The sequence below is a fragment of the Pseudomonas sp. G3-39 genome (genome assembly GCF_054790485.1).
Window position 1 is genome coordinate 1784459 of the sequence record NZ_CP186497.1, and the last position, 21549, is coordinate 1806007.

At 60.4% G+C, this 21549-nt stretch carries 20 protein-coding genes; 3 read left to right on the top strand and 17 right to left on the bottom strand.

Annotation, left to right across the window (positions count from 1 at the left end; genetic code table 11):
* Positions 1-29 precede the first annotated feature (29 nt).
* The 5 genes from ACOYXG_RS08100 to ACOYXG_RS08120 form a co-directional block, all read right to left on the bottom strand.
* Positions 30-1019, bottom strand: coding sequence for an ABC transporter ATP-binding protein (locus ACOYXG_RS08100; RefSeq protein WP_003223124.1), 990 nt, complete (start codon positions 1017-1019; stop codon positions 30-32).
* Positions 1016-1816 carry an ABC transporter permease gene (locus tag ACOYXG_RS08105; protein WP_007965346.1) on the bottom strand — a complete coding sequence of 267 codons (801 nt, stop codon included), beginning with the start codon at positions 1814-1816 and terminating at the stop codon, positions 1016-1018. Before ACOYXG_RS08105 ends, ACOYXG_RS08100 begins: the two co-directional genes overlap by 4 nt.
* A complete protein-coding gene (locus ACOYXG_RS08110; RefSeq protein ID WP_163005303.1) occupies positions 1803-2639 on the bottom strand; it encodes an ABC transporter permease in 837 nt (278 codons plus the stop codon). The genes ACOYXG_RS08105 and ACOYXG_RS08110 overlap by 14 nt, the downstream gene beginning before the upstream one ends.
* Positions 2640-2644: 5 nt before the next feature.
* Positions 2645-3451 (bottom strand): alkaline phosphatase family protein, encoded by an 807-nt coding sequence (locus tag ACOYXG_RS08115; RefSeq protein ID WP_460356935.1) that lies wholly within the window; start codon positions 3449-3451, stop codon positions 2645-2647.
* Positions 3452-3632: 181 nt separating this feature from the next.
* Complete coding sequence (locus ACOYXG_RS08120) at positions 3633-4700, bottom strand: ABC transporter substrate-binding protein (RefSeq protein ID WP_027613356.1); 1068 nt, start codon at positions 4698-4700, stop codon at positions 3633-3635.
* Between the two features lie 352 nt (positions 4701-5052).
* Here ACOYXG_RS08120 and ACOYXG_RS08125 point away from each other — a divergent pair, with 352 nt between their 5' ends.
* Positions 5053-5766, top strand: coding sequence for a UTRA domain-containing protein (locus ACOYXG_RS08125; RefSeq protein ID WP_025113378.1), 714 nt, complete (start codon positions 5053-5055; stop codon positions 5764-5766).
* An 856-nt stretch (positions 5767-6622) separates the two neighbouring features.
* On the opposite strand, the gene ACOYXG_RS08130 is transcribed toward ACOYXG_RS08125, so the two are convergent.
* The 10 genes from ACOYXG_RS08130 to minC all read right to left on the bottom strand — a co-directional run bounded on the left by ACOYXG_RS08130 (position 6623) and on the right by minC (position 17141).
* Entirely contained in the window at positions 6623-7558 is a 936-nt protein-coding gene (locus tag ACOYXG_RS08130; protein ID WP_103369841.1) for an IS110 family transposase, read from the bottom strand.
* Between the two features lie 242 nt (positions 7559-7800).
* Positions 7801-9135 (bottom strand): amidohydrolase, encoded by a 1335-nt coding sequence (locus ACOYXG_RS08135; protein WP_460356939.1) that lies wholly within the window; start codon positions 9133-9135, stop codon positions 7801-7803.
* 66 nt (positions 9136-9201) lie between these two features.
* Positions 9202-11355 carry a mechanosensitive ion channel family protein gene (locus ACOYXG_RS08140; protein ID WP_460356942.1) on the bottom strand — a complete coding sequence of 718 codons (2154 nt, stop codon included), beginning with the start codon at positions 11353-11355 and terminating at the stop codon, positions 9202-9204.
* A gap of 77 nt (positions 11356-11432) precedes the next feature.
* The gene (locus tag ACOYXG_RS08145; protein ID WP_007965354.1) at positions 11433-11609 is read right to left on the bottom strand and encodes a hypothetical protein; all 177 of its coding nucleotides are present in this window, start codon (positions 11607-11609) and stop codon (positions 11433-11435) included.
* Positions 11610-11797: 188 nt separating this feature from the next.
* Positions 11798-13087 (bottom strand): M18 family aminopeptidase, encoded by a 1290-nt coding sequence (locus tag ACOYXG_RS08150; RefSeq protein WP_003223140.1) that lies wholly within the window; start codon positions 13085-13087, stop codon positions 11798-11800.
* Positions 13088-13259: 172 nt separating this feature from the next.
* A complete protein-coding gene (locus ACOYXG_RS08155) occupies positions 13260-14357 on the bottom strand; it encodes a hypothetical protein (RefSeq protein ID WP_103368929.1) in 1098 nt (365 codons plus the stop codon).
* Between the two features lie 53 nt (positions 14358-14410).
* A complete protein-coding gene (locus ACOYXG_RS08160) occupies positions 14411-15046 on the bottom strand; it encodes an RluA family pseudouridine synthase (protein WP_027613350.1) in 636 nt (211 codons plus the stop codon).
* 91 nt (positions 15047-15137) lie between these two features.
* Positions 15138-15392, bottom strand: a complete 255-nt coding sequence (gene minE / locus ACOYXG_RS08165; protein WP_003223146.1) for a cell division topological specificity factor MinE — start codon at positions 15390-15392, stop codon at positions 15138-15140.
* Positions 15392-16204 carry a septum site-determining protein MinD gene (gene minD / locus ACOYXG_RS08170; protein ID WP_007960626.1) on the bottom strand — a complete coding sequence of 271 codons (813 nt, stop codon included), beginning with the start codon at positions 16202-16204 and terminating at the stop codon, positions 15392-15394. The genes minE and minD overlap by 1 nt, the downstream gene beginning before the upstream one ends.
* A 199-nt stretch (positions 16205-16403) precedes the next feature.
* Positions 16404-17141: a septum site-determining protein MinC gene (gene minC, locus ACOYXG_RS08175; RefSeq protein WP_027613349.1), complete on the bottom strand. Its 738-nt coding sequence runs from the start codon at positions 17139-17141 to the stop codon at positions 16404-16406.
* A 117-nt stretch (positions 17142-17258) separates the two neighbouring features.
* Here minC and ACOYXG_RS08180 point away from each other — a divergent pair, with 117 nt between their 5' ends.
* Positions 17259-18194, top strand: coding sequence for a lipid A biosynthesis lauroyl acyltransferase (locus ACOYXG_RS08180; protein WP_460356950.1), 936 nt, complete (start codon positions 17259-17261; stop codon positions 18192-18194).
* A gap of 35 nt (positions 18195-18229) precedes the next feature.
* The gene (locus tag ACOYXG_RS08185) at positions 18230-19402 is read left to right on the top strand and encodes a patatin-like phospholipase family protein (RefSeq protein WP_460356953.1); all 1173 of its coding nucleotides are present in this window, start codon (positions 18230-18232) and stop codon (positions 19400-19402) included.
* Between the two features lie 90 nt (positions 19403-19492).
* Here the strand turns inward: ACOYXG_RS08185 and ACOYXG_RS08190 are convergent, their stop codons facing one another.
* Positions 19493-20278, bottom strand: a complete 786-nt coding sequence (locus tag ACOYXG_RS08190) for an outer membrane protein OmpK (protein ID WP_027613346.1) — start codon at positions 20276-20278, stop codon at positions 19493-19495.
* Between the two features lie 373 nt (positions 20279-20651).
* Positions 20652-21437 carry an outer membrane protein OmpK gene (locus ACOYXG_RS08195; RefSeq protein ID WP_222015615.1) on the bottom strand — a complete coding sequence of 262 codons (786 nt, stop codon included), beginning with the start codon at positions 21435-21437 and terminating at the stop codon, positions 20652-20654.
* Positions 21438-21549: the final 112 nt, after the last annotated feature.

Consider the following 21549-nt stretch of genomic DNA (forward strand, 5'->3'; position numbering starts at 1 on the left):
CAGTTCTCTCTTCAACGTCAGCAAAGTCATCAGGCTACCTCACACAGGGCCGTCGGATCGATGGAAAGCGCCAGACGCTGACCGTCGGGATGCAGATCCGCCGCCGAGCGGTTGAGCACGTCCACCACCAGTTCCACACCGCGCGCTTCGACCCGATAGCGGATCACGTTACCGAGCAGGCTGTGGCTGCGGATCTGCGCATCGAGTTCGCCATTGAGGCTCAGTTCGATGGCTTCCGGGCGAATCGCGATGCGGTGGTTGATCGGCCGTTGCAACAACTTCGAGGCGCTGTCGGCGTCAAGCAAGTTGTAGTTGCCGATGAAGCCTGCGGCGAATATGTCCACTGGTGCGGTGTAGAGGGTTTCGGCATCGCCGCTCTGCACGATCTTCCCTTGGTTCATCAGGAAAATCCGGTCGGACATGGTCAATGCTTCTTCCTGATCGTGGGTGACGAAAATCGTGGTCAGGCCGAGTTCGCGCTGGATCTGCCGGATCTGTTCACGCAGGTGTTTGCGGATACGCGCATCCAGCGCCGACAGCGGTTCATCCAGCAGCAACAGGCGTGGGCGAGTCACCAGCGAGCGGGCGAGGGCAACGCGTTGACACTGGCCGCCGGAGAGCTGATGCGGATAACGACTGGCGAAGTCGTTGAGCTCAACCAGTTTCAGCACCTCGGCGACACGCTTGTGGCTGTCGTCGGCATTGACCTTCTGCATGCGCAGGCCGAAGGCAACGTTTTGTTCGACGGTCATGTTGGGGAACAGCGCGTAGCTCTGGAACACCATGCCGATCCCGCGTTTCTGCGGGCTCAGCGGCACGATGTCGACGCCATCAAGCAGGATCTTGCCGCCATCCACCGGCGTCAGCCCGGCTATGCAGCGCAGCAGCGTGGACTTGCCGCAACCCGATGGGCCGAGGAGGGTGACGAATTCACCCTTGTTGATCTCGCAGTTGATGTCGCTGAACACCGTAGTGCCCGCGTAGTTTTTCTGCAGGTGTTGGACGCTGACATAGCTCATTCGCTTTTGTCCTTGTTCAAGATGTTGGCGATCCAGGTCAGGACCAGCACGAAAAAGAAGTACGAGATCACCAGCGCACTGGTGAAGTGGCCGCTGCTGTTGCGCATGTTGTTCAGGTACACCTGCAGGGTTTCGTAGCGCGTGCCAACGAGGATGTTGGCGAACACGAACTCACCGAACAGGAACGAGAACGACAGCAGCAACGCGACCATCAGGCCCTTGCGCAGGTTCGGCAGCACCACCAGAAATGCCGCCTGAAAGGTGCTGGCGCCGAGCAGTTGCGCGGCGTCCATCAGGTCGCGCAGGTTGATCGCCTGCAGGTTGTTGGTGATCGCCCGGTACATGAACGGCAGCGCCACGGTGAAGTAGCAACCGATCAGAATCCACGGTGTGCCGACCATCGCCAGCGGCCCGGAACCGTACAGTTGCAACAGACCCACCGACGACACCACCGGCGGCACCGCGAAAGGCAGCAGGATCAGGATGTTCATCAGCGCATCGAGTTTCGGGAAGTGGTAATGCACCACGAACAGCAGCGGCAGGATCAGCACCACCGACAGCACCAGCGCGCCGACGCACACCAGCAGCGACTGGCCGAAGGCATGCAGGAAGCGCGGGTCGCTCCACAACTGGAGGTACCACTTGAAGGTGAAACCGCTGGGCAGGATGGTCGCCGACCAGCTGCTGGCAATCGAGTAGATCAGCGTGCCTACCAGCGGCAGCAGCAGAATCGCGAACAGCAGATAAACCACGACGCGGTGGTAGACACCGGCCGGGCCGGATTCAGCGCGAGACATGGTAGCTCCTCTTCAGCAGCAGTTGATGCACGACGGTGACGATGGTCATCAGCGCCACCAGCACCACGGCCAGGGCACTGGCGAGATTCGGATCGAGGGAAATATCCCCGGAAACCATTGCCGCTATGCGGATCGGCAGCACGTTGAAGTTGCCGGTGGTCAAGGCGTACACCGTGGCGTAGGCGCCGAGGGCGTTGGCCAGCAGGATCACGAACGTGCCGAGCAGTGCCGGGGTCAGCACCGGCAGACCGATGTGGCGCCAGAACTGCCAGCCGTTGGCGCCGAGCAGCGCGGCGGATTCGCGCCAGTCTTCACGCAAGGCGTCGAACGCCGGGTAGAGCAGCAGCACGCCGAGGGGAATCTGGAAGTAGGTGTAGAGGATGATCAGACCGGTTTTCGAGTACAGGTTGAAGTCCTGAATGATCCCGGCCTGCTTGAGCATGATCGTGATGCTGCCGTTGAAGCCGAGCAGGATGATGAACGCGAACGCCAGCGGCACCCCCGCGAAGTTGCTGGTCATATTGGCGAAGGCATTCACGAAGTTGCGCAGTTTCGAGTCGACCCGGCGCAACGAATACGCACCGAGCACGGCGATGATGATGCCGAATACGCTCGACCAGAAACTGATCTCCAGGCTGTACTGAATCGCCTGCAGATAGAACTTCGAACTGAAGATCTTGCTGAAGTTGGCGAAGCCCCAGCCGAACTCTTCCGATTGCAGGCTGTTGATCATCACCCAGACCAGCGGGGCGATTTCGAACACGATAAAGAACAGCGCGAACGGCACCAGACACAGGGCCGCGAGCCATTTGCCGCGAGTCATGGCATTCACTTGAGCAGCTCCCGGCACACAGGTTTGTCGTGAGGGACGCCGAGCAGTTCGCAGACGGTGCCGCAGATCTCGGTCTGCTTCGGCGCGGCGTCAGCATTCAGGCTGAAGGCGTTGCCGAGGACGAACAGCGGCACCTGGCGCTCTTCCGGCAGCAGGCCGTTGTGCGAGCGGTCGTTGTTCATGCCGTGATCGGCAGTCACCAGCACCTGATAATCCGCGTCGAGCCAGCCTTGCAGGTAGTCGGCCAGGATGATGTCCGCCGAGCGCGCGCTGTTGCGGTATTGCGCGGAATCGAGGCCGTGCTTGTGGCCGGCGTCGTCGATGTTCATCGGGTGGATCAGCAGGAAGTTCGGCGCATGGCGCAGGCGCAGGTGTTCCGCGTCGGCGAACAGGTGCGAATCCGGGTAGTGGTCACTCCAGTAGAAATGCCCGTGCTGGATCGGTAACGCTGGATCGTCGGTATGACGGTCGCGGGCCGCTAGGAACGGTGAGCGGTTGTACAACTCGCTGACCCAGTGATAGGCCGCTGCGGCGGTTTTCAGGCCGGCGTCGCGGGCGTAGTGATAGATGCTGCGCTGGTTGGACAGGCGCGCAACGTTGTTGTGGACGATGCCGCTGTCGATCGGCGGCACGCCGGTAAGGATGCATTCGTAAAGCGGTCGGGACAGGGCCGGCAACTCGCACTCCAACTGATAGAGCGCGGCGCGTCCTGCGCCAACGTAAGCCTGCAGATGCCCCATGGCGTGACGCGCGACCTCGTAATTGAGACCGTCGAGCACGACAAGGATGACGTTGTGCTTCATAGGGGCAAAAACTCCGCGAAAACAGGAAATTTCAGATTCAACCTGGATCCCCTGTGGGAGCGGGCTTGCTCGCGAAGGCGGAGTGTCAGTCAATAGATGCTTGACTGATCCACCGCATTCGCGAGCAAGCCCGCTCCCACATTTGGATCTCCAATGGATCCAGCAGTGGGGATTTACAGGATTACTTCATCTCTACGATGACTTCTTCGTTCCACTTCTGCGGCAGGGCCTTGGAGGTTTTTTCCCAGGCGTCGGCGTCCTTGATCGGCGTGACCTTCTTGTACTGCTCGTTCGGCAGCAGCTTGGCCTTCACGTCTTCCGGCAGTTGCAGGTGTTCGGCGCGGATCGGACGAGCATTGCCGCGGGCGAGGTTGGTCTGGCCGGCGTCGCTGAAGATGTATTCGCGGGTCAGCTTGGCGGCGTTCGGGTTTTTCGCGTATTTGTTGATGATCGTGGTGTAGCCGGAAATCACCGAGCCATCCGACGGGATCAGCACCACGTAGTCATCCGGGTTGGCCATCTTGGCCTTGTAGCTCAGGCCGTTGAAGTCCCAGACCACGCCGACTTCGATCTCGCCTTTTTCCATGGTGGCGATGGTCGGGTTGGCCATCGACAGGCGACCTTGCTTGGCGATGTCTGCAAACAGCAGCAGGGCCGGCTGGATGTTTTTCTCGTCGCCACCGTTGGCCAGGGCAGCGGCCAGTACGCCGTTGGCGGCTTGCGCGGCGGTGCTCACGTCACCGATGGAAACCTTGTATTTGCCGCCCTTGAGGTCGGCCCATTTGGTTGGCACTTCGGAGCCGTGCAGCAGCTTCTTGTTGACGATGAAGGCGATGGTGCCGGTGTAGGCCAGTGCCCAGTTGCCGTCCTTGTCCTTGGCCCAGTCCGGGACTTGATCCCAGGTGCTTGGTTTGTACGGTTGCACCACGCCCTGTTTGACCGCGATCGGGCCGAAGGCCGCGCCGACGTCGCCGATGTCGGCAGTGGCGTTGTCTTTTTCGGCGGCGAACTTGGCGATTTCCTGGGCCGAGCTCATGTCGGTGTCGATGTGTTTCAGGCCATAGGTCTTGGCCAGGTCTTCCCAGGTGCCTTTCCAGTTGGCCCAGTCATCGGGCATGCCGACGCTGTTGACGGCGCCTTCCGCTTTCGCAGCGGCTTCGAGGGTTTTCAGGTCGGTACCCGCCGCCATGGCGGAGGTGCACATTGCAATGGTCGAGCCTAACAGTGTTGCCAGGAAAAGCTGTTTCATTCCGAAGCTCCTTGGTCGTGTTCAACGCTGCGATTGCGGTTTGTGTTGGTCTAGGTCAGCAATACCTGAGCCAATTTAAGGGGGCTGGATGACACTTTGATGTCGGCGGTCGCCCGGCAGGCCTTTTATTGGCCCGGTTTCGGCGCTTGCCCGGTAAGCGTAGACCAAGGTCAAAGCCCCGGCGGACAAGGCACTTGGCCGATGTATTGCAAGTCATGAGGGCGACCGTCGGGCGGGTTTGTCATCTCTCGGTCATCTGCACTGCCTAGGCTTGCAATACAAGGAAACGGCTTGCAGGCCGTACGGTTTTTGCCCCGAAACAGTGCTGGTCTAGTCCAGATAGGTAACGTTGATGCGCGATGAGGCAACAAAAGCGGTGACAGCGATTGGTCAGGTGCTGCAGGAGCAACTTGATCACGGCCTGCTCGCGCCCGGGAGCAAGTTGCCGGCCGAGCGCAAGCTCAGTGAGTTGTTCGGCACCACGCGCATTACGGTGCGTGAGGCCTTGTTGCAGTTGGAGGCGCAGGGGCAGATCTATCGCGAGGAGCGCCGTGGCTGGTTCGTTTCACCGCCGCGTCTGGCGTACAACCTGATGCAGCGCAGTCATTTTCACGCGATGGTCAGTGCGCAGGGGCGGGTGCCGTCGACCGAGGTGATTTCGGCGCGGTTGCAGCCGGCATCGGTGGCGGTTTGTGCGTTGTTGCAGTTGCCTGCTTTGTCGAGCGTGATTCAGATTTGCCGGTCGCGGCGGATTGACGGACGGTTGGTTTTGTATGTGGAGCACTATCTGAATCCGCAGTATTTTCCGGGGATTCTGGGGTTTGATTTGAATCAGTCGATGACCGAGCTTTATGCGCGGCATTACGATTTGCACTATGGGCGGGTGCGGTTCGAGATTGTGCCGACGTCGTTGTCGGTGGATGCGGCGGCGGCTTTGCGGGTTTCTGTCGGGAGTCCGGGGTTACGGATTGCTCGGGTCAATTATGATCAGCATGAGCGGTTGATTGATTGTGATCTGGAGTTTTGGCGGCATGATGCGATTCACGTTGGTGTAGATGTTGTTTGACCTTGGCGGCCTTTGGGCCGACCAGGTTCTTGGGGTTTTGGGTGTATATCCGTTGCTTCGGGTGTTGCCACTGGCGGTTTCGCTTTTACAGCGAGTCCCTTTGGCAAACGCCCCAAAGGAACCAAAGGTCTGTGCCCTGACGTTCGGCCCGCTCGCTAAAGCTCGGGGTTCCTTCGCTCCGGGATCGATCCGGGCGCATCGCCTCCGGTTTGCTTCGCTGCACCTCCTCTCGATGTGTTCGACTTCGTCGAACGGTCGCTTCGCTCCCACCCCCGGATCAATCCCTCCGCTCAGCCTGCCGACGGGCCGGTGAGTCAAGATCAAGAGCTTTCGGCGAGCTGACACTCGGCCATTTGAGTGGTGAAGAGCCGGCGGTCGGCTTTTGCTTTTCTGTAGGAGTGAGCCTGCTCGCGATGGCGGCCTGAAAGCCGACCAATCACCAACTGCCTGCACTCAATCCAACTGTGGGAGCTGGCCTGCCAGTGGTGGTGACCTCCCAGCCGACCAACTCCAACAGCCCACACCCATCCACTGTGGGAGCGAGCTTGCTCGCGAAGGCGGCCTGACAGCCGACCAATCTCCAACTGCCTGCACCCAATCCCACTGTGGGAGCGAGCCTGCTCGCGAAGGCGGCCTGACAGCCGACCAATCTCTAACTGCCTGCACCCAATCTCTCTGTGGGAGCTGGCCTGCCAGTGATGGTGACCTCCCAGCCGACCAATCTCCAACTGCCTGCACCCAATCCCACTGTGGGAGCTGGCTTGCCAGCGATGGCGGCCTGACAGCCGACCAATCTCTAACAGGCTGCACACGGTCAAATGTGGGAGATTCTATGTTGCTCAGCAACCCTAGAATCTCAAACTGATCGGTATTCGCCCTGATTCTTCATCAGGGTGAATGCCACTCGGCAGAGCTTGCGAGCAAGAGCTACCAATGCCTGTGTTTTCGAGAAGCCTCTGGCCAAGTATGACTCGTAAAAAGGCTTCCACTTGGTTGAGCGACACGCCGCCATTGCGGCGTTGTAGGCTAATCGACGGATCTCCGGATCTCCTTTTTTGCTCAGGAACCTCGGGCCGTTCTTTTTCCCCGAATCGTCCACCGTCAGATCCATACCCAAAAACGCGATGAACGCGTCGCTGTTGGCAAAGTCACCGCGCATATAGGTCGTTGCCAACCCAGTCGCAGTCAGCTCTCCCACGCCCTCGATTGCTTTGCAGCGGTCAATATTGTCATCAATACCGGCCTCTTTGCTGACTTTGCGCAGCAGTTTTTGAATGACCTTGTCGGATCGCTCGAATGCCTTTTGCTGAGCCGTACGTTCTTTCTTCAGCAAGGGTTCGTCGGCCCAGCTCAACATCAGACCCGTATGGTTCTGAATCAGCGTCGCGCGTCTGTGCAGCAAGCTTTTCAGTACGGTGTAGGCTTTAGGAGGCGGGTTCCAAAGCCGCAGTTTGCTTTGTTCATTCGTCAGATAGCGTGCGAGCACGCGTGCATCGCAGGGATCATTTTTGGCTCGCTGACCGACACCGCGACGATAGTGGCTGACTCGATAAGCATCCACCACATAGACCTGATGTCCCATCGCATGAGCCAGATCAACAGTCTCCAAATGGTAGATATTGGTGGCTTCGACAGCGATAGCGCTTTGCGCGGGCAGAGTTTTGAGCCAACGTTTGAGGGCGGCACGATCATTCTTGACCGCTTCAATGGTTTCCAAGTCGGCGCGATAGACAACGATTTCGGCCTTGGCGATATCGATACCAACAACCGTCTGCGAAGTAAGGATTGTCATGACGAATCCTCGGAGCTAGGGTTTAAGAGCTTGTTGGGGTCTACCGTTGCGCTGGCTTGTCTCTATCGTCGGTTTACCGATGAATTCCTTATTGGCGCTTTGGGTAGAAGGGGCGGGACGAGAAGTCTCCCACGGTCTGTACTGGTCAGAGTCAGAATCGAGTCTGTAGTCCCGCCCACCCCTTCAAGTCTAAACATACAAGCGAGCCTGCTCGCGAAGGCGCCCCCACTGTAACTTCATCTCTACTTGCTCGCCCCTGCATTGGCATACAAATAATCCGTCGCCAACGACGCCATCGTCCTCACTCCAACCACCAGCGCCGACTCATCCACAAAGAATCCCGGATTGTGATTCGGCGCCGCCTTGCTCATGTCCTGATCCCGTGGTGTCACCCCGAGAAACACAAATAACCCCGGCACTTCCTTGGCAAAGAACGAGAAGTCTTCCGCGCCGCCCACCAGCGGCGCATTGACCACGTCATCCTTGGCGGCCCACTTCAACGTCGGCAGCATTTTTTCCGTCAGTGCCGGGTTGTTGATCGTGGGGTCGTATTTTTCGATGATGGTGACGTCGGCTTTCGCGCCGCCGCTTTCGGCGATTTTCTCGATGGTCTGACGCACGTCGGCGTGGAGTTTCTGGCGGATGCCGTAGTCGTAGGAGCGGATGGTGCCGCTCATGTCCACGGACTCGGGAATGATGTTGTAGCGGGTGCCGCCGTTGATGGTGCCGATGCTGACCACCGACGGGTAGGACGAAATGTCGGTGCGGCGGCTGACCACGGTTTGCAGGCCGACGATGGTTTGTGCGCCGACGGTGATCGGGTCGATGCCGTCCCACGGGCGGCCGGCGTGGGTCTGTTTGCCGAGGATTTTGATGCGCAGGTCGTCGGAGCTGGCCAGAGTGGCGCCGGGGCGGTAGGCGATCTGGCCGGCGGGGACGCCGGCCCAGACGTGGAGGCCGAAGACGGCGTCGGGTTTGGGGGATTTCATCACGCCTTCCTGCACCATCATTTTCGCGCCCCAGGTGTTTTTGCCGTCGGGGATGAAGTCGCTCGGGCCTTCTTCGGCGGGCTGGAAGTAGAAGACCACGGTGCCGGGCAGGGTGTCGCGCATGCCCGTAAGAATTTTCGCCGTGCTCAACAGGATCGCGGTGTGGGCGTCGTGGCCGCAGGCGTGCATCACGTCGACTTCTTTGTCCAGATAAGTGCCTTTGGCTTTCGAGGCGAAGGGCAGGTCGGCGACTTCCTTGACCGGCAACGCGTCCATGTCGGCGCGCAGGGCCACGGTCGGGCCGGGCAGTGCGCCCTTGAGGATGGCAACCACGCCGGTGCGGGCGACGTTGGTTTTGACTTCCAGGCCCATGGCCTTCAGTTGTCTGGCGACCAGTTCCGCGGTGCGTTTCTCGGTGTTGCCCAGTTCCGGATGCGCGTGGATATCGCGGCGGGTTTCCAGCAGTTGCGGTTCAAGTGCCTTGGCTTGCGTGGCGATCTGTTCGCGGGTGCTGTCCAGGGTGGCAGCGCTGGCGGTGCCGGCCAGCAGAGTGAACAGAACGGTCTGGGCGATACGTGTCAGCTGCATCGGGTGTCTCCATGGTTATTGTTTTTCTGGCTTCCCTGCCTGTGACCCGAGTGTCTGCGCGAAGTGCTATTCCTTCGGCTGGCCACCGCCGGCAGTGATGACCTGGACGCTCATGCGTGGCGTCGCCAGATCGAGTCCGGCTTCGTCCAGATGGCGCTTGAGCGACAGGTTGAACGCTCGGGAAACTTCCCATTGTTTGATCGGTGCAGTCTTGAAGCGGGCGCGCAGGATCGCGCTGCCGGATTCGAAACTTTCCACGCCCTGAATCTCCAGCGGCGACCAGATGTTCCGCCGTTGCAGCGGGTCGGTGCGCATTTTCTGGCCGACGTCGCGCATCAGTTTGATCGCGTCGTCGATTTCCATGTTGTACGGCACCGCGACGCGGAAGATCGCGTAGCCGAATTCCCGGGAGTAGTTCTTGATGCTTTTGATTTCGCTGAAGGGGATGGTGTGGACGATGCCGTCGATGTCGCGCAGGCGCACGGTGCGGATGGTCAGGCCTTCGACAGTGCCGAGGTGGCCGCCGACGTCGACGTAGTCATCAATGGCCAACGAGTCTTCGATGATGATGAACAGACCGGTGATCAGGTCCGCCACCAGCGACTGTGCACCGAAACCGATGGCCAGACCGATCACACCGGCACCGGCCAGCAGTGGCGTGACGTTCATGCCCATGTTCGCCAGGGCGACGATCAGCGCGATGATGAAAATCGCCACGAACAGCACGTTGCGGATCAGCGGCATCATCGTCTGCGCGCGGGCATTCGCCAGGCCTTTGCGCGAGCGGGTGAGGGCGTGGTGCACGGCGGTGTCGGCGAGGATCCAGATCAGCCAGGAGAAAATCAGCGTACCGATCAGGCTGAACAGTTGGACGCTGACGTCATGCCCTTCGCCCTCGGCAAAGCCGATCAGCGATTTGCCCCATACGCGCAGGCCGAGCTCGATGAAGATCAGCCACACCAGCAGGTGGGCGAGGGTGTAGAAGAAGCTTTTCAGGCGCTCCGAGTACAACGCATGGCGCTTCGGCCCGCGTTGCGGTTTGAGTGAATGACGGCGCACGAGGCCGTTGATCACCATGCACATCACCAGCAGCACCGTGCAGATCAGCGACTGGCGCAGGGCGGTGCTGGTGTCGCCGGCGGAGACGAAGGTGGCGAACAGCGAGATGCCGACCAGCACCAGCGCCGGCACGTACCAGAAGGTGCCGAGGATATCGATGGTGTCGCTGAGGGCGCGGCGGGTCAGGCGACGGGACAATGGCTGGTTGCGGATCAGGTGCGCGATCGGCCGGCGGAAACGCAGGATGAACAGCCCGGTGAACAGCGCTGCGAGCACGTTGGTGATGGTCGCGGTGGTGTGCGCCAGGTGCACGCCGAGGCCTTCGACCAGGCGCGGGTCACTCAGCGCTTCACCGAATGCGGCGAAGCTGCCGATCAGCCACAACGGACGGAACGCCTGATGCCGCAGGATGTACAACGCCCGGTGCCGGTGCGGGCCGTCGAGCAGCGAGAAGGCGATCACGCAGATCGCCGAGAAACAGGTGCCGACCACCAGCGCATAAGCCAGCACCATCGCCAGGCTTTTACCCAATGACGACGGCAGCGCGTAGCTCATGTAAACGGTGATGACCAATGCAATCAACCACGGCCCGAGCTTGCGCAGGGCGAAGCGCAGCATGTCGAGGGCCTTGGGATGCTGCGGCAGTTCTTCGGTCAGGCCGAAGCGCATGCGCACCCGGTGACCGAGCCAGATCAGCGCGGCGGCGAGCAGGCTCCAGACCATCAGGATCACCGCGAAGCCGAAGATGATCGGCAGCCATTCGCTGGCCGGCAACATCAGGTTGTCGAGTTCGTCCCTGGCCAGATCGAACTCGTCGGACCAGCGGGTCAGCGGGCTGTCGTCACCGGAGAACTGTTTCTCGAAGCTGGCCAGGGTGCCGCCGATCAGGCCCAGCACGCCTTCTTCCGGTGAAGCCTGGGCTTTCTTGGTGGCGTCGCGCAGCTTTTTCAGATCGCTCAGCAATTGCGTGCGTTGCTTGTCGTTTTCCAGCGACTTGATGACTTCATCCAGCGACTGGCCCAGCGGCTCTTGCGCCTCCGGCTGCGTCTTGGTGGTGTTCAGCAGCCCCGGCAGACCGACCGCCTGGGCAGGGGCCAACGGCAGCAGCGTCATCAGGCAGACAAGGAGCAGGCAGGGCAGAGCAAACAGACGAGCGAACACTAGGCGGTCAACCTCGCAAAGGGGCGAATTGAGCGAGTGTACGAGGCAGCCAGAATCAATGCGAGCCGGGCGCGGATTTATTCGTTGAGTTTGGCGAGGATCTTGTAGACCACGGTCGCCAGGATCATCAGCATGCCGACCCACATGGCAAACACACCGGCGTTCTTGTCGCGGAAGTTGAAGCCGATCGCCAGCAGGATCATCCCGGACAGAATCGGAATGAGCATGGCGTGGAAGGAGGACATCGAAATCATGGTGACTGCCTTGTCGAAGGGGATGATTTAAGTCTAGGTCGCTTTTGGCGGAGCGGTTCTGATGTGTATCAGAATTGAGTCAGTCCAATGATGAAATTGTGTTGTCTGGACTACCGCTTTCGCGAGCAGGCTCGCTCCCACCCTGGAATGCATTCCAAACTGTGGGAGCGAGCCTGCTCGCGAAGCTTTTAAGGCAACTCGCGGCTGGCGTAGAACGCGCTCAGCACTTTGACCAGGTGCGCCAGATCGTGGCTGCCGCACAGTTCGCGGATCGAGTGCATGGCGAAGGTCGGCAGGCCGATGTCGACGGTGCGCACGCCCAGGTGGCTGGCGGTGATCGGGCCGATGGTCGAGCCGCAGCCCATGTCGCTGCGCACCACGAAGCTCTGCACCGGCACTTCTTCGGCCATGCACAGGTGGCGGAAGAACCCGGCGGTTTCGCTGTTGGTGGCGTAGCGCTGGTTGCTGTTGACCTTGATCACCGGGCCGGCGTTGAGTTTCGGACCGTGGTTGGCGTCGTGCTTCTCGGCGTAGTTCGGGTGCACGCCGTGGGCATTGTCGGCCGAGACCAGCAGCGATTTCTGGATGGTGCGGACGAACTCGTCACCTTCCGGCAGCAGGCGGCGCAGGGTCTGTTCGAGCATCGGGCCATCGGCACCGCAGGCCGAGCAGGAGCCAACTTCTTCGTGGTCGTTGCACACCAGCACGCAGGTTTCTTCGGTGTCGGCAGTGAGCAGGGCTTGCAGGCCGGCGTAGCACGACAGCAGGTTGTCCAGGCGCGCACCGGCGATGAAGTCGCCATGCAGGCCGATGATCGCCGCACTCTGGGTGTCGTAGAAGCTCAGCTCGTAATCCAGCACCACATCGGCGTTCAGGCCATGTTCGCGGGCCAGTTGATCAGTCAGTACGGCGCGGAAGTCGACACGTTCGTCACCGGCGAATTGCGCGAGGATCGGCGGCAGCTCGGTCTGCGCGTTGATCGCCCAGCCCTGATTGGCTTCACGGTTCAGGTGAATCGCCAGGTTGGGAATGATCGCGATCGGCGCCTTGAAGTCGATCAGTTGGCTTTCGACCTTGCCGTCGCGACGGAAGGTGACGCGCCCGGCCAGCGACAGGTCGCGGTCAAACCACGGCGCCAGCAGCGCGCCGCCGTAGACTTCAACGCCCAGTTGCCAGAAGCCCTGACGTTGCAGTTCCGGTTGCGGCTTGACCCGCAGACACGGGCTGTCGGTGTGGGCGCCGACCAGACGGATCCCGTCGTGCAGTGGCGAGTTGCGGCCCATTTTGATCGCGACGATCGAGGAGTCGTTACGGGTGACGTAGTAGCGGCCGTTGGCCTCGGTGGTCCACGGCTCGCGCTCGTCGAGGCGCACGTAACCGGCGGCCTCCAGACGCTGAACAAGGCTGGCGGTGGCGTGGAACGGGGTAGGGGAGGCCTTGAGGAAGTCGATCAGGCCTTGGTTCAACTCTTCGCGCATAAGAAGCTCCAGACAGCAATGGGCGCGAGTTTAACGCATCGGCCCGGGAATTGAATCCGGGCAGGATCGGGGTGGGAGCGGGCTTGCTCGCGAAAGCGGTGGGTCAGATGCAGATTTTTGGATGACACACCGCTTTCGCGAGCAAGCGCGCTCCCACAGGGAGTAATGTGGATCAGCGGGCGGCTACGCGTTTTTTCAAATAGTTCATGATGACTTTTTCATCTTCCGGTTTATCCGGACGCGGCAGCTGTTGCGGCCAGGACTTCTGGCTCAGCAGTTTTTTCTGCTGGCTCTCGTCCCAACGCAGAATTTCCCGCGAGGCGCATTCCCACCATTCGTGTCGGCAAACGCTGTAGTACGGATCTTCCGGCGCGGCGCTGCCGTACAGCAGATCACGACCGACCTTGCGCAGGGCGCCTTTCTGGTGGCGCAGCTTCCATTTGATTTTCAATCGGCGCCAGGCCGAGGGGAACGGCTTGACCCGTGGCACATCGCTGCACAGATCCACCAGGCGCTGGCTGAACTGCTCGCCGTGCTGGGAGAAGAAGTACGTCTGCATCGCGTGGAAGAAACGTTTTTCCGCGAAGTAGTGGTAGACGTGTTTGCGCGCTTCCACCACCTGACGCTCGCGCATGGCGTACGACAGGGCGATCTGTTCGATGGTGTGGATTTCGAAGCCGCCGAGTGTCCACTCATCAATCAGGCGGATCGACTCTTCGAACAGCGCTGAGTCGCTGTCGGTCACGCCGCACAAGCCGCTGTTGTAGAGCTTGAAACCGTTATCCGGCGTCACGCCGTGGCTGCGCAGGTCGCGACCGAGTTTTTGATAGTCGGGACGCTGGTGCACATCTTTCCAGTCGTACTCGAAGCGATCCATCACCGAGCGATTCGGCTCGATGAATTTGAACAGTTGGCTCGGGTGGCGGGTGAACAGGGTGTCGGTGTCGACGAACAGGGTTTTTTCCGCCCACTGCATGCCCGCGGCGATGGCGCAGGCCTTGCGGCGATGGTGATAGCCGTGGGTGCCTTGCCAGCGGGTCAGGGTCGCTTCGTCCAGCAACACTGTGTCGACCGGCCAGCCCGCATAGTCATCGGGGCGATCGGTGAGAATGCGGATCGCCGGACGCTCGCCGTTTTTAGCCTGGGACAGGACGGTCAGGATGCTGAACTTGGCTTCGCGCCGGTACACATCCTGATTGCCGTAAACCAGGTAAAGCAGTTGATGACGAACTTTCGTGAGGGGAGTTACCAGGGAATCAATACAACTCATCCGAAAACAGAATCCTTGTCCAAAAGAAAACAGCGCCGCCACTCAGGCAGCGCTTAAAACGGTGCCGGGCATTCGAAGCGCAAACGCTCGCCGGTTTGCGGGTGGGTGAAGCTCAGCATGCTGGCGTGCAGGCACAGACGCGGCCAGGCCGCCAAGGCCTGCTCATGGGCGTACAGCCCGTCGCCCAGCAGCGGGTGACCGATGGACAGCATGTGCACACGCAACTGGTGCGAGCGACCGGTGATCGGCGTCAGTTCGACGCGGCACCAGTCGCCGCAACGTTCCAGTACGCGCCAGAAGGTCAGCGCATGCTTGCCGAATTCGTGGTCGACCACGTGCCGCGGTTTGGTCGGCGGATCGTAGCGCAGCGGCAGGTCGATGCTGCCGCTGTCCAGCTCCGGCTGACCCCAGCAGAGCGCAGTGTAGGCTTTCTCTGTTTCACGATCGTGAAACTGCCGCGACAGTTCGCGGTGAGTATCCGCGTCACGGGCCAGCAGAATGATGCCGGAGGTTTCCCAGTCCAGGCGATGAACGATGCGCGCTTCCGGGTAGCCGTTTTCCTGCAGGCGGGTGATCAGGCAGTCCTTGTTGTCGTCGGCGCGACCGGGCACCGAGAGCAGCAACGTCGGTTTGTCGACCACCAGTACGGCGGCGTCCTGATGAATGATGCGGATGTTGGACAACGGCATTAAAACAGCCTCGTAACAAATGCCAACGGCGGCTCAGGGCCATTCCGCGATGGGAATGGCCCTGAGCCGCCGTCGTTCCTGCCGGATCGACTCAGCGATCTGGCAGGGTGATGTTGAGTTCCAGAATCGAGCAACTGCCCTGGCTTTCCAGTGCAACATGTACGTCGTCGTTGCCGATGTTGACGTACTTGCGGATCACGTCGACCAGTTCCTTCTGCAAGGCTGGCAGGTAATCCGGCGTGCTGCGCTGGCCGCGCTCATGCGCCACGATGATCTGTAGACGCTCTTTCGCTACCGAGGCGGTACTTGGCTTTTTGTTGGCACGAAAGAAGTCAAAAAGGTTCATTACCTACCTCCAAACAGGCGCTCGAAGAATCCCTTCTTCGTAACATCGAGGAAACGATGTTCTTTTTCTTTGCCCAGCAGACGATCAACGGCATCGCTGTAGGCCTGACCGGCATCGCTCTGGTCGTCGAGAATCACCGGGACGCCCGAGTTGGAAGCCTTCAGGACCGCCTGCGACTCAGGGATGACGCCCAGCAGGGTCACGGCCAGAATTTCCTTCACGTCTTCGACGCCCAGCATTTCGCCATCGCTGACGCGCTGCGGGTTGTAACGGGTCAGCAGGAGGTGTTCCTTGATCGGCTCTTCGCCGAGTTCGGCACGACGCGATTTGCTGGCCAGCAGGCCGAGCATGCGGTCGGAGTCACGTACCGAGGACACTTCCGGGTTGGTCACGATGATCGCTTCGTCGGCGAAATACATGGCCAGGTGTGCGCCTTTCTCGATGCCTGCCGGGGAGTCGCAGACCACGAAGTCGAAGTCTTCCTTCAACTGCATCAGGACTTTTTCCACGCCTTCCTGGGTCAGCGCGTCTTTGTCGCGGGTCTGGCTGGCGGCCAGCACGTAGAGATTTTCCAGGCGCTTGTCTTTGATCAGGGCCTGCTGCAGGTTGGCTTCGCCGTTGACCACGTTGACGAAGTCGTACACCACGCGACGCTCGCAACCCATGATCAGGTCGAGGTTACGCAGGCCCACGTCGAAGTCGACGATCACTGTTTTGTGGCCGCGCAGAGCGAGGCCGGTACCGATAGCGGCGCTGGTGGTGGTCTTACCCACACCACCCTTGCCGGATGTAACCACGAGAATCTTGGCCAAGGTGTTTCACCCCTAAGGAAGAAGGACTTTTTAGCCCCTGAAAAACATCTCTTGAAAACTACTGCAGTCGGACAGCCTTGGCTGGAATTCGGCGCAAGTCGCAATTGCCGGGGGCAAACGCTGCTTGTTCCTTTTTCCTACTTCGTTTGAGCCGTTTTCGCTACGTTTTAGAGATGCTTGGAAAATGCGGCAGTATCCGTTAAAGCCGAATGATGTTCAACACGTCGGCCGACAGGCTGACCTGGACGCCGGAGCCCCACAGTGGATCGCGGCGCAAATCTTCGGAAACCTTGTAATGCCCGGCGATGGAGATCAGTTCAGCGCTCAATTGCTGACAGAAAATCCGGGCCTTGGTGTCGCCTTTGACGCCGGCCAGTGCGCGACCGCGCATCGGGCCGTATACATGGATGTTGCCATCGGCCAGAAGTTCCGCCCCCGGACTGACCGAGGACACCACCACCAGATCGCCACCCTGGGCATATATCTGTTGGCCACCACGTACTGGCGTGGTGATGACGCGGGTCGGTTTGACCGTTGGCTCCGGCGGCTTTTCCGGCTTCTTTTTGACTTCCGGTTCCGGCGCTTCCAGCGGTCGCTCGCGGGCGCCGGACGGCGGCAGCACCGGGATGTCGATGGCGATGGCGGCAGCGATGTCTTCGATACGGCTGGCGCGGATCGCCAGGGTGCGCAGGCCATGTTGACGGCATACGCGCATCAGGCCGGGCAGATCGACCGCGCCTTCGCCGGGCGGCAGTTTGTCCAGCGCCAGGACCAGCGGTGCATTGCTGAAGAAATTCGGCGCCTGGGCGACTTTGGCGGCCAGTTGCCGATCAAGGCTGTCGAGGTCGTTGCGGGACAGTTCCAGCACCGTGATGGCCAGCATGCTGCCCTTCAACTGGAACACGGGATCTCGGTCTGGCGATTCGTTTTGGCTCATATCGGCATACAACGGCTTGTCACTAAAAGTGCCGAGACTTATAACGAGAACGCCCGCGAGCCGCAAGCCGGGTCGAACGATGTAGAATGCGCGGCCACTGAATTTACGGAAGCTTTAATGGATCGCCCGCGTTTTCGAAGAGCCTATCTTTCTCCCCGCTTCTGGCCGCTCTGGTGCGGTCTGGGGCTGTTGTGGCTGGTCGTGCAGTTGCCGTATGCGGTTTTACTGACGATCGGTCGTGTGCTGGGCGCATTGATGTATCGCGTGGCCGGCGACCGGCGGCGTATCGCCAAGCGCAATCTCGAGCTGTGCTTCCCGGAAAAATCCGCCGCCGAGCGTAAACGCCTGCTCAAGGAAAACTTCGCCTCCACCGGCATCGCTTTTTTTGAAATGGCGATGAGTTGGTGGTGGTCCCGTGAGCGTCTGGCCAAACTGGCCCACGTCGAAGGCCTGGAGCATCTGCAAAACGCCCAGCGCGAAGGCAAGGGCGTGATCCTCATGGCCGCGCACTTCACCACCCTGGAAATCGGCGCCGCGTTGCTCGGCCAGCAGCACACCATCGATGGCATGTACCGCGAGCACAAAAACCCGTTATTCGACTTCGTCCAGCGTCGGGGCCGTGAGCGGCACAATCTCGATTCGCTGGCGGTGGAGCGTGACGACGTGCGTGGCATGCTCAAATTGCTGCGTTCGGGCCGGGCGATCTGGTACGCACCGGATCAGGACTACGGTGCCAAGCAAAGCATCTTCGTGCCGCTGTTCGGCATTCAGGCTGCGACCGTGACCGCGACCACCAAATTCGCCCGCTTGGGTAAAGCGCTGGTGGTGCCGTTTACTCAGGAGCGTCTGGCGGATGGCAGCGGTTACAAACTGGTGATCCACCCGCCGCTGGAAGACTTCCCGGGTGAAACCGAAGAGGCCGACTGCATCCGCATCAACCAGTGGGTGGAAAGTGCGCTGCGTGCCTGCCCTGAGCAATACTTGTGGGCGCATCGCCGCTTCAAGAGCCGTCCACCGGGCGAGCCGAAGCTTTACCCGAAACGGCGCGGCTGATTCACTCACCCTTTCAAGCACCATGGAGCGTTGCGATGAGCCCAGCGGAACCGGTCACAGGTTTGATTCTTTCCGGCGGCGGGGCTCGGGCGGCGTATCAGGTGGGGGTGCTGGCGGCGATTGCCGAATTGCTGCCGCTGGGCGCGGACAATCCGTTTCCGGTGATCGTCGGCACTTCGGCCGGGGCGATCAATGCGGTCAGCCTGGCCAGTGGTGCCACCGATTTTCGCGCCGCCATCGAACGCCTCACACTGTTCTGGCAGGGCTTTCGCAGCCATCGGGTGCTGCGCAGCGACTGGCCGGGGGTGATCCGTCAGGCCAGCCGCTTTGTCAGTCACAGCCTGCTCGGCATCGGTCGCCAACTGCCGGTGGCGCTGCTCAACAGTTCGCCGCTGCGCGACCTGCTCAATGAAAAACTGCACATGCCCGGCATCGCCGAATCCATCGCCCGCAAGCAATTGCATGCGGTGGCGGTGACCGCGTTCGGCTACGAATCGGGGCAGGCGGTGACCTTCTATCAGGGCGGCGGCACGATCGATGCGTGGTTGCGCCATCGGCGGATCGGCGTGCCGGCGCAATTGTCGGTGGACCATCTGCTGGCCAGTTCAGCGATCCCGTTGCTGTTTGCCCCGGTAAAAATCGGTGAGGAATATTTCGGCGACGGCGCGGTACGCCAGTCGGCACCGATCAGCCCGGCGCTGCACCTGGGCGCGAGTCGGGTGCTGGTGGTGGGCGTCAGCGGCAACCCGCGCGGGTTTGATCCGCAGCAGCCGCTGGAGCGCGCCTACAGCGGTCAGCAGCCAACGCTGGCGCAGATTGGCGGACACATGCTCAACAGCACGTTCATTGACAGCCTGGAGAGCGACATCGAGTTGCTGCAGCGTCTGAACCAGTTCAGCCACCTGATGCCCGAGGGCGTGCCGACCCGAGAGTTGGGTGTGGCGCCAGTGGAAGTGCTGGTGATTGCGCCGAGTCAGCCGATCGACGAGATCGCGGCGCGACATCGACAGGAATTGCCGGCGGCATTGCGTCTGTTTTTGCGTGGGCCGGGGGCGACCAAGACCAGTGGGGCAGGGGTGCTGAGTTATCTGCTGTTCGAGGCGGGGTATTGCAGCGAACTGATCGACCTGGGACGGCGCGATGCGTTGGCCAAGCGAGAGGAGTTGTGCCGGTTTCTGGGGATCACCGAGTCGGTGGTTCCAGTCTGAGATTTGCGGTGAAGCCTTCGCGAGCAGGCTCGCTCCCACATTGGAACTCGGTCGAATGTGGGAGCGAGCCTGCTCGCGAAGCTTTTAAGATCAGAAGTGGAACTTCACCAGGAAGCTGGTCACGTTCTGATTGGTGGTGAACGCACGGGTGTCGTCGATCCCGTACTTGTCTTTCCAGTAGTCGTATTCAACACCGACGTACAGCTGCTTCTCGCCGAAATTCAGCGCCTTGCCCAGGTCGTATTTGACCTGTGGGTTGAAGTGCAGGTTGGCGTGGTATTCGCCTTTGCTGTTGACGTCGTTGTCGACCACCCAGTCCATGAAACCGTCGATCAGGATGTTCGAGTCGCCAACCGGAATGGTGTAGGACCAGACCGGGGTGATCTGCCAGACGTTGTCACCGGCGCGCGAGCCTTCGGTGTGGCGCTGGTAGAAGTTCAGCTGGAAGTAGTCGAAGCCTGGAATCGCCAGGTCAAAACCCGGGCCGATCAGGTACGACTCGACGTCGCCTTCACCGAACTCGTAAGTCATCGCCAGCAGCACATCCTTGACCGGACCGAATTCGATCTTCTGGTCGAGGATCTTGCCCAGCGACAGGCGTGGGCTGAATTCGCCATAGTAAGTGTTGTTGCCGACGCCGCCATCCGGCTTGCCGTTGTAGAAGATCTTGTCGACGAACAGGAAGTTGTCCCCGTACTTCCAGGCATCGGCGTGCTCGAAGGTGACGGTCTGCTGGATCGCCGGGTTGACCTTGAAGTCTTTGCCGTAGAGGTAGGTCAGGCTGTTGTTCTGCCATTGCAGCAGGCCGTCGGCCATGGCCTCGCCGCCGGCCAGCATCGATCCCGCGAGCATCAGGCTGGTGCACATACGTTTCATTCGGTTGCTCCCAAAGTAGGTGTTCCACGTTTATTTTTTTAAGATCGGCGCTCTGGTGTGGCGCCTTTTTTCGTCGCTGCAAAAGTCATCCGATCGGTCAGCTTCGCTGGTGATAGCAAGAGCTGGGCCAACGCTTTCGAAAAGCAAAAAAACGCCCGTTCGGCTGCTGAAAAACAGTCGATTGCGCGTGTTTTCGGGATGCCTCGGTACTGACCGGGGCCGGGATAAGTTGGCTCGTCGGTCAGGAATTAAATCCGGGCTTTTTTTTAGACCGAATTCAAGAGGCCGCGGAGAATACTGACTCCTCGGCCAGCTCTCAAGTGCCCCGCAACAGAGCACCGACGACAGGTATGGGGCACGGTTGCGGGCCATCTCAGAAGTGCACCTTCACCAGCAGGCTGGCGGTGTTCTGGTTTGTGTCGAGGTTGTGGCTGCTTTCGACGCCGTATTTGTTCTTCCAGTAGCTGTATTCGGTGCCGACGTACAGCTGCTTCTGGCTCCAGCCCAGGGCTTTGCCGAGGTCGTATTTGATCTGTGGATTGATGTGCAGGTTGGCGTGGTAGGTGCCGCGCGAGTTCTGGTCGTTGTCGACGACCCAGTCCAGATAGCCGTCGATCAACAGGTCGGAGTTGCCCAGCGGCACGCTGTACGACCAGCCCGGAGTGATCTGCCAGACGCCGTCGCCGGGGCGCGGGCCTTCGGTCTGGCGGCGGAAAATGTTCAGGGTCACGTAGTTGAAGCCGGGTACTTTCAGGTCGAAGCCGGGGCCGATCAGGTAGGCCTCGCTGTCGCCTTCGCCGTACTCGTAGGTCATCGCCAGCAGCACGTCCTTGATCGGGCCGAACTCGATTTTCCGGTCGAAGATTTTGCCGAACGAGAAACGCGGGGTGAATTCGCCGTAGAAGGTGTGCGGGCCTTTGTTGCGGTCTTCCTGACCGTTGTAGAAGATCTTGTCGACGAACAGGAAGTTGTCGCCGTACTTCCACTTGTCGGCGTGCTCGAACGTCACCGTCTGCTGGATCGACGGGTTGATCGCGAAGTTCTTGCCGTACAGGTAGCTCAGGCTGTTGGTCTGCCACAGCAGTAAATCGCCGGCCATGGCCTGACTCGCGGCCAGCAGGCCGCCACTCAACAGAACGCTGGTTTGCGTGCGAATCATCGGTTGCTCCCTCTTGTTTTTATTGTTGAGGCAGGGTGTTGCACGTCCCCTGTGGGAGCGAGCCTGCTCGCGAAGAGGGCGTGTCAGTCGCCATCACTGTTGAATGACACAA

Bases quoted from the DNA above. Each gene is read 5' to 3' on its own strand.
- ACOYXG_RS08190 (WP_027613346.1), bottom strand. From the start codon at position 20,278: ATGAAACGTATGTGCACCAGCCTGATGCTCGCGGGATCGATGCTGGCC.
- ACOYXG_RS08155 (WP_103368929.1), bottom strand. From the start codon at position 14,357: ATGAGTTGTATTGATTCCCTGGTAACTCCCCTCACGAAAGTTCGTCAT.
- ACOYXG_RS08150 (WP_003223140.1), bottom strand. From the start codon at position 13,087: ATGCGCGAAGAGTTGAACCAAGGCCTGATCGACTTCCTCAAGGCCTCC.
- ACOYXG_RS08135 (WP_460356939.1), bottom strand. From the start codon at position 9,135: ATGCAGCTGACACGTATCGCCCAGACCGTTCTGTTCACTCTGCTGGCC.
- ACOYXG_RS08125 (WP_025113378.1), top strand. From the start codon at position 5,053: ATGCGCGATGAGGCAACAAAAGCGGTGACAGCGATTGGTCAGGTGCTG.
- ACOYXG_RS08115 (WP_460356935.1), bottom strand. From the start codon at position 3,451: ATGAAGCACAACGTCATCCTTGTCGTGCTCGACGGTCTCAATTACGAG.
- ACOYXG_RS08145 (WP_007965354.1), bottom strand. From the start codon at position 11,609: ATGATTTCGATGTCCTCCTTCCACGCCATGCTCATTCCGATTCTGTCC.
- ACOYXG_RS08195 (WP_222015615.1), bottom strand. From the start codon at position 21,437: ATGATTCGCACGCAAACCAGCGTTCTGTTGAGTGGCGGCCTGCTGGCC.
- ACOYXG_RS08100 (WP_003223124.1), bottom strand. From the start codon at position 1,019: ATGAGCTATGTCAGCGTCCAACACCTGCAGAAAAACTACGCGGGCACT.
- ACOYXG_RS08160 (WP_027613350.1), bottom strand. From the start codon at position 15,046: ATGCCGTTGTCCAACATCCGCATCATTCATCAGGACGCCGCCGTACTG.
- minC (WP_027613349.1), bottom strand. From the start codon at position 17,141: ATGAGCCAAAACGAATCGCCAGACCGAGATCCCGTGTTCCAGTTGAAG.
- ACOYXG_RS08110 (WP_163005303.1), bottom strand. From the start codon at position 2,639: ATGACTCGCGGCAAATGGCTCGCGGCCCTGTGTCTGGTGCCGTTCGCG.
- ACOYXG_RS08130 (WP_103369841.1), bottom strand. From the start codon at position 7,558: ATGACAATCCTTACTTCGCAGACGGTTGTTGGTATCGATATCGCCAAG.
- minE (WP_003223146.1), bottom strand. From the start codon at position 15,392: ATGAACCTTTTTGACTTCTTTCGTGCCAACAAAAAGCCAAGTACCGCC.
- ACOYXG_RS08180 (WP_460356950.1), top strand. From the start codon at position 17,259: ATGGATCGCCCGCGTTTTCGAAGAGCCTATCTTTCTCCCCGCTTCTGG.
- ACOYXG_RS08105 (WP_007965346.1), bottom strand. From the start codon at position 1,816: ATGTCTCGCGCTGAATCCGGCCCGGCCGGTGTCTACCACCGCGTCGTG.
- ACOYXG_RS08120 (WP_027613356.1), bottom strand. From the start codon at position 4,700: ATGAAACAGCTTTTCCTGGCAACACTGTTAGGCTCGACCATTGCAATG.
- ACOYXG_RS08185 (WP_460356953.1), top strand. From the start codon at position 18,230: ATGAGCCCAGCGGAACCGGTCACAGGTTTGATTCTTTCCGGCGGCGGG.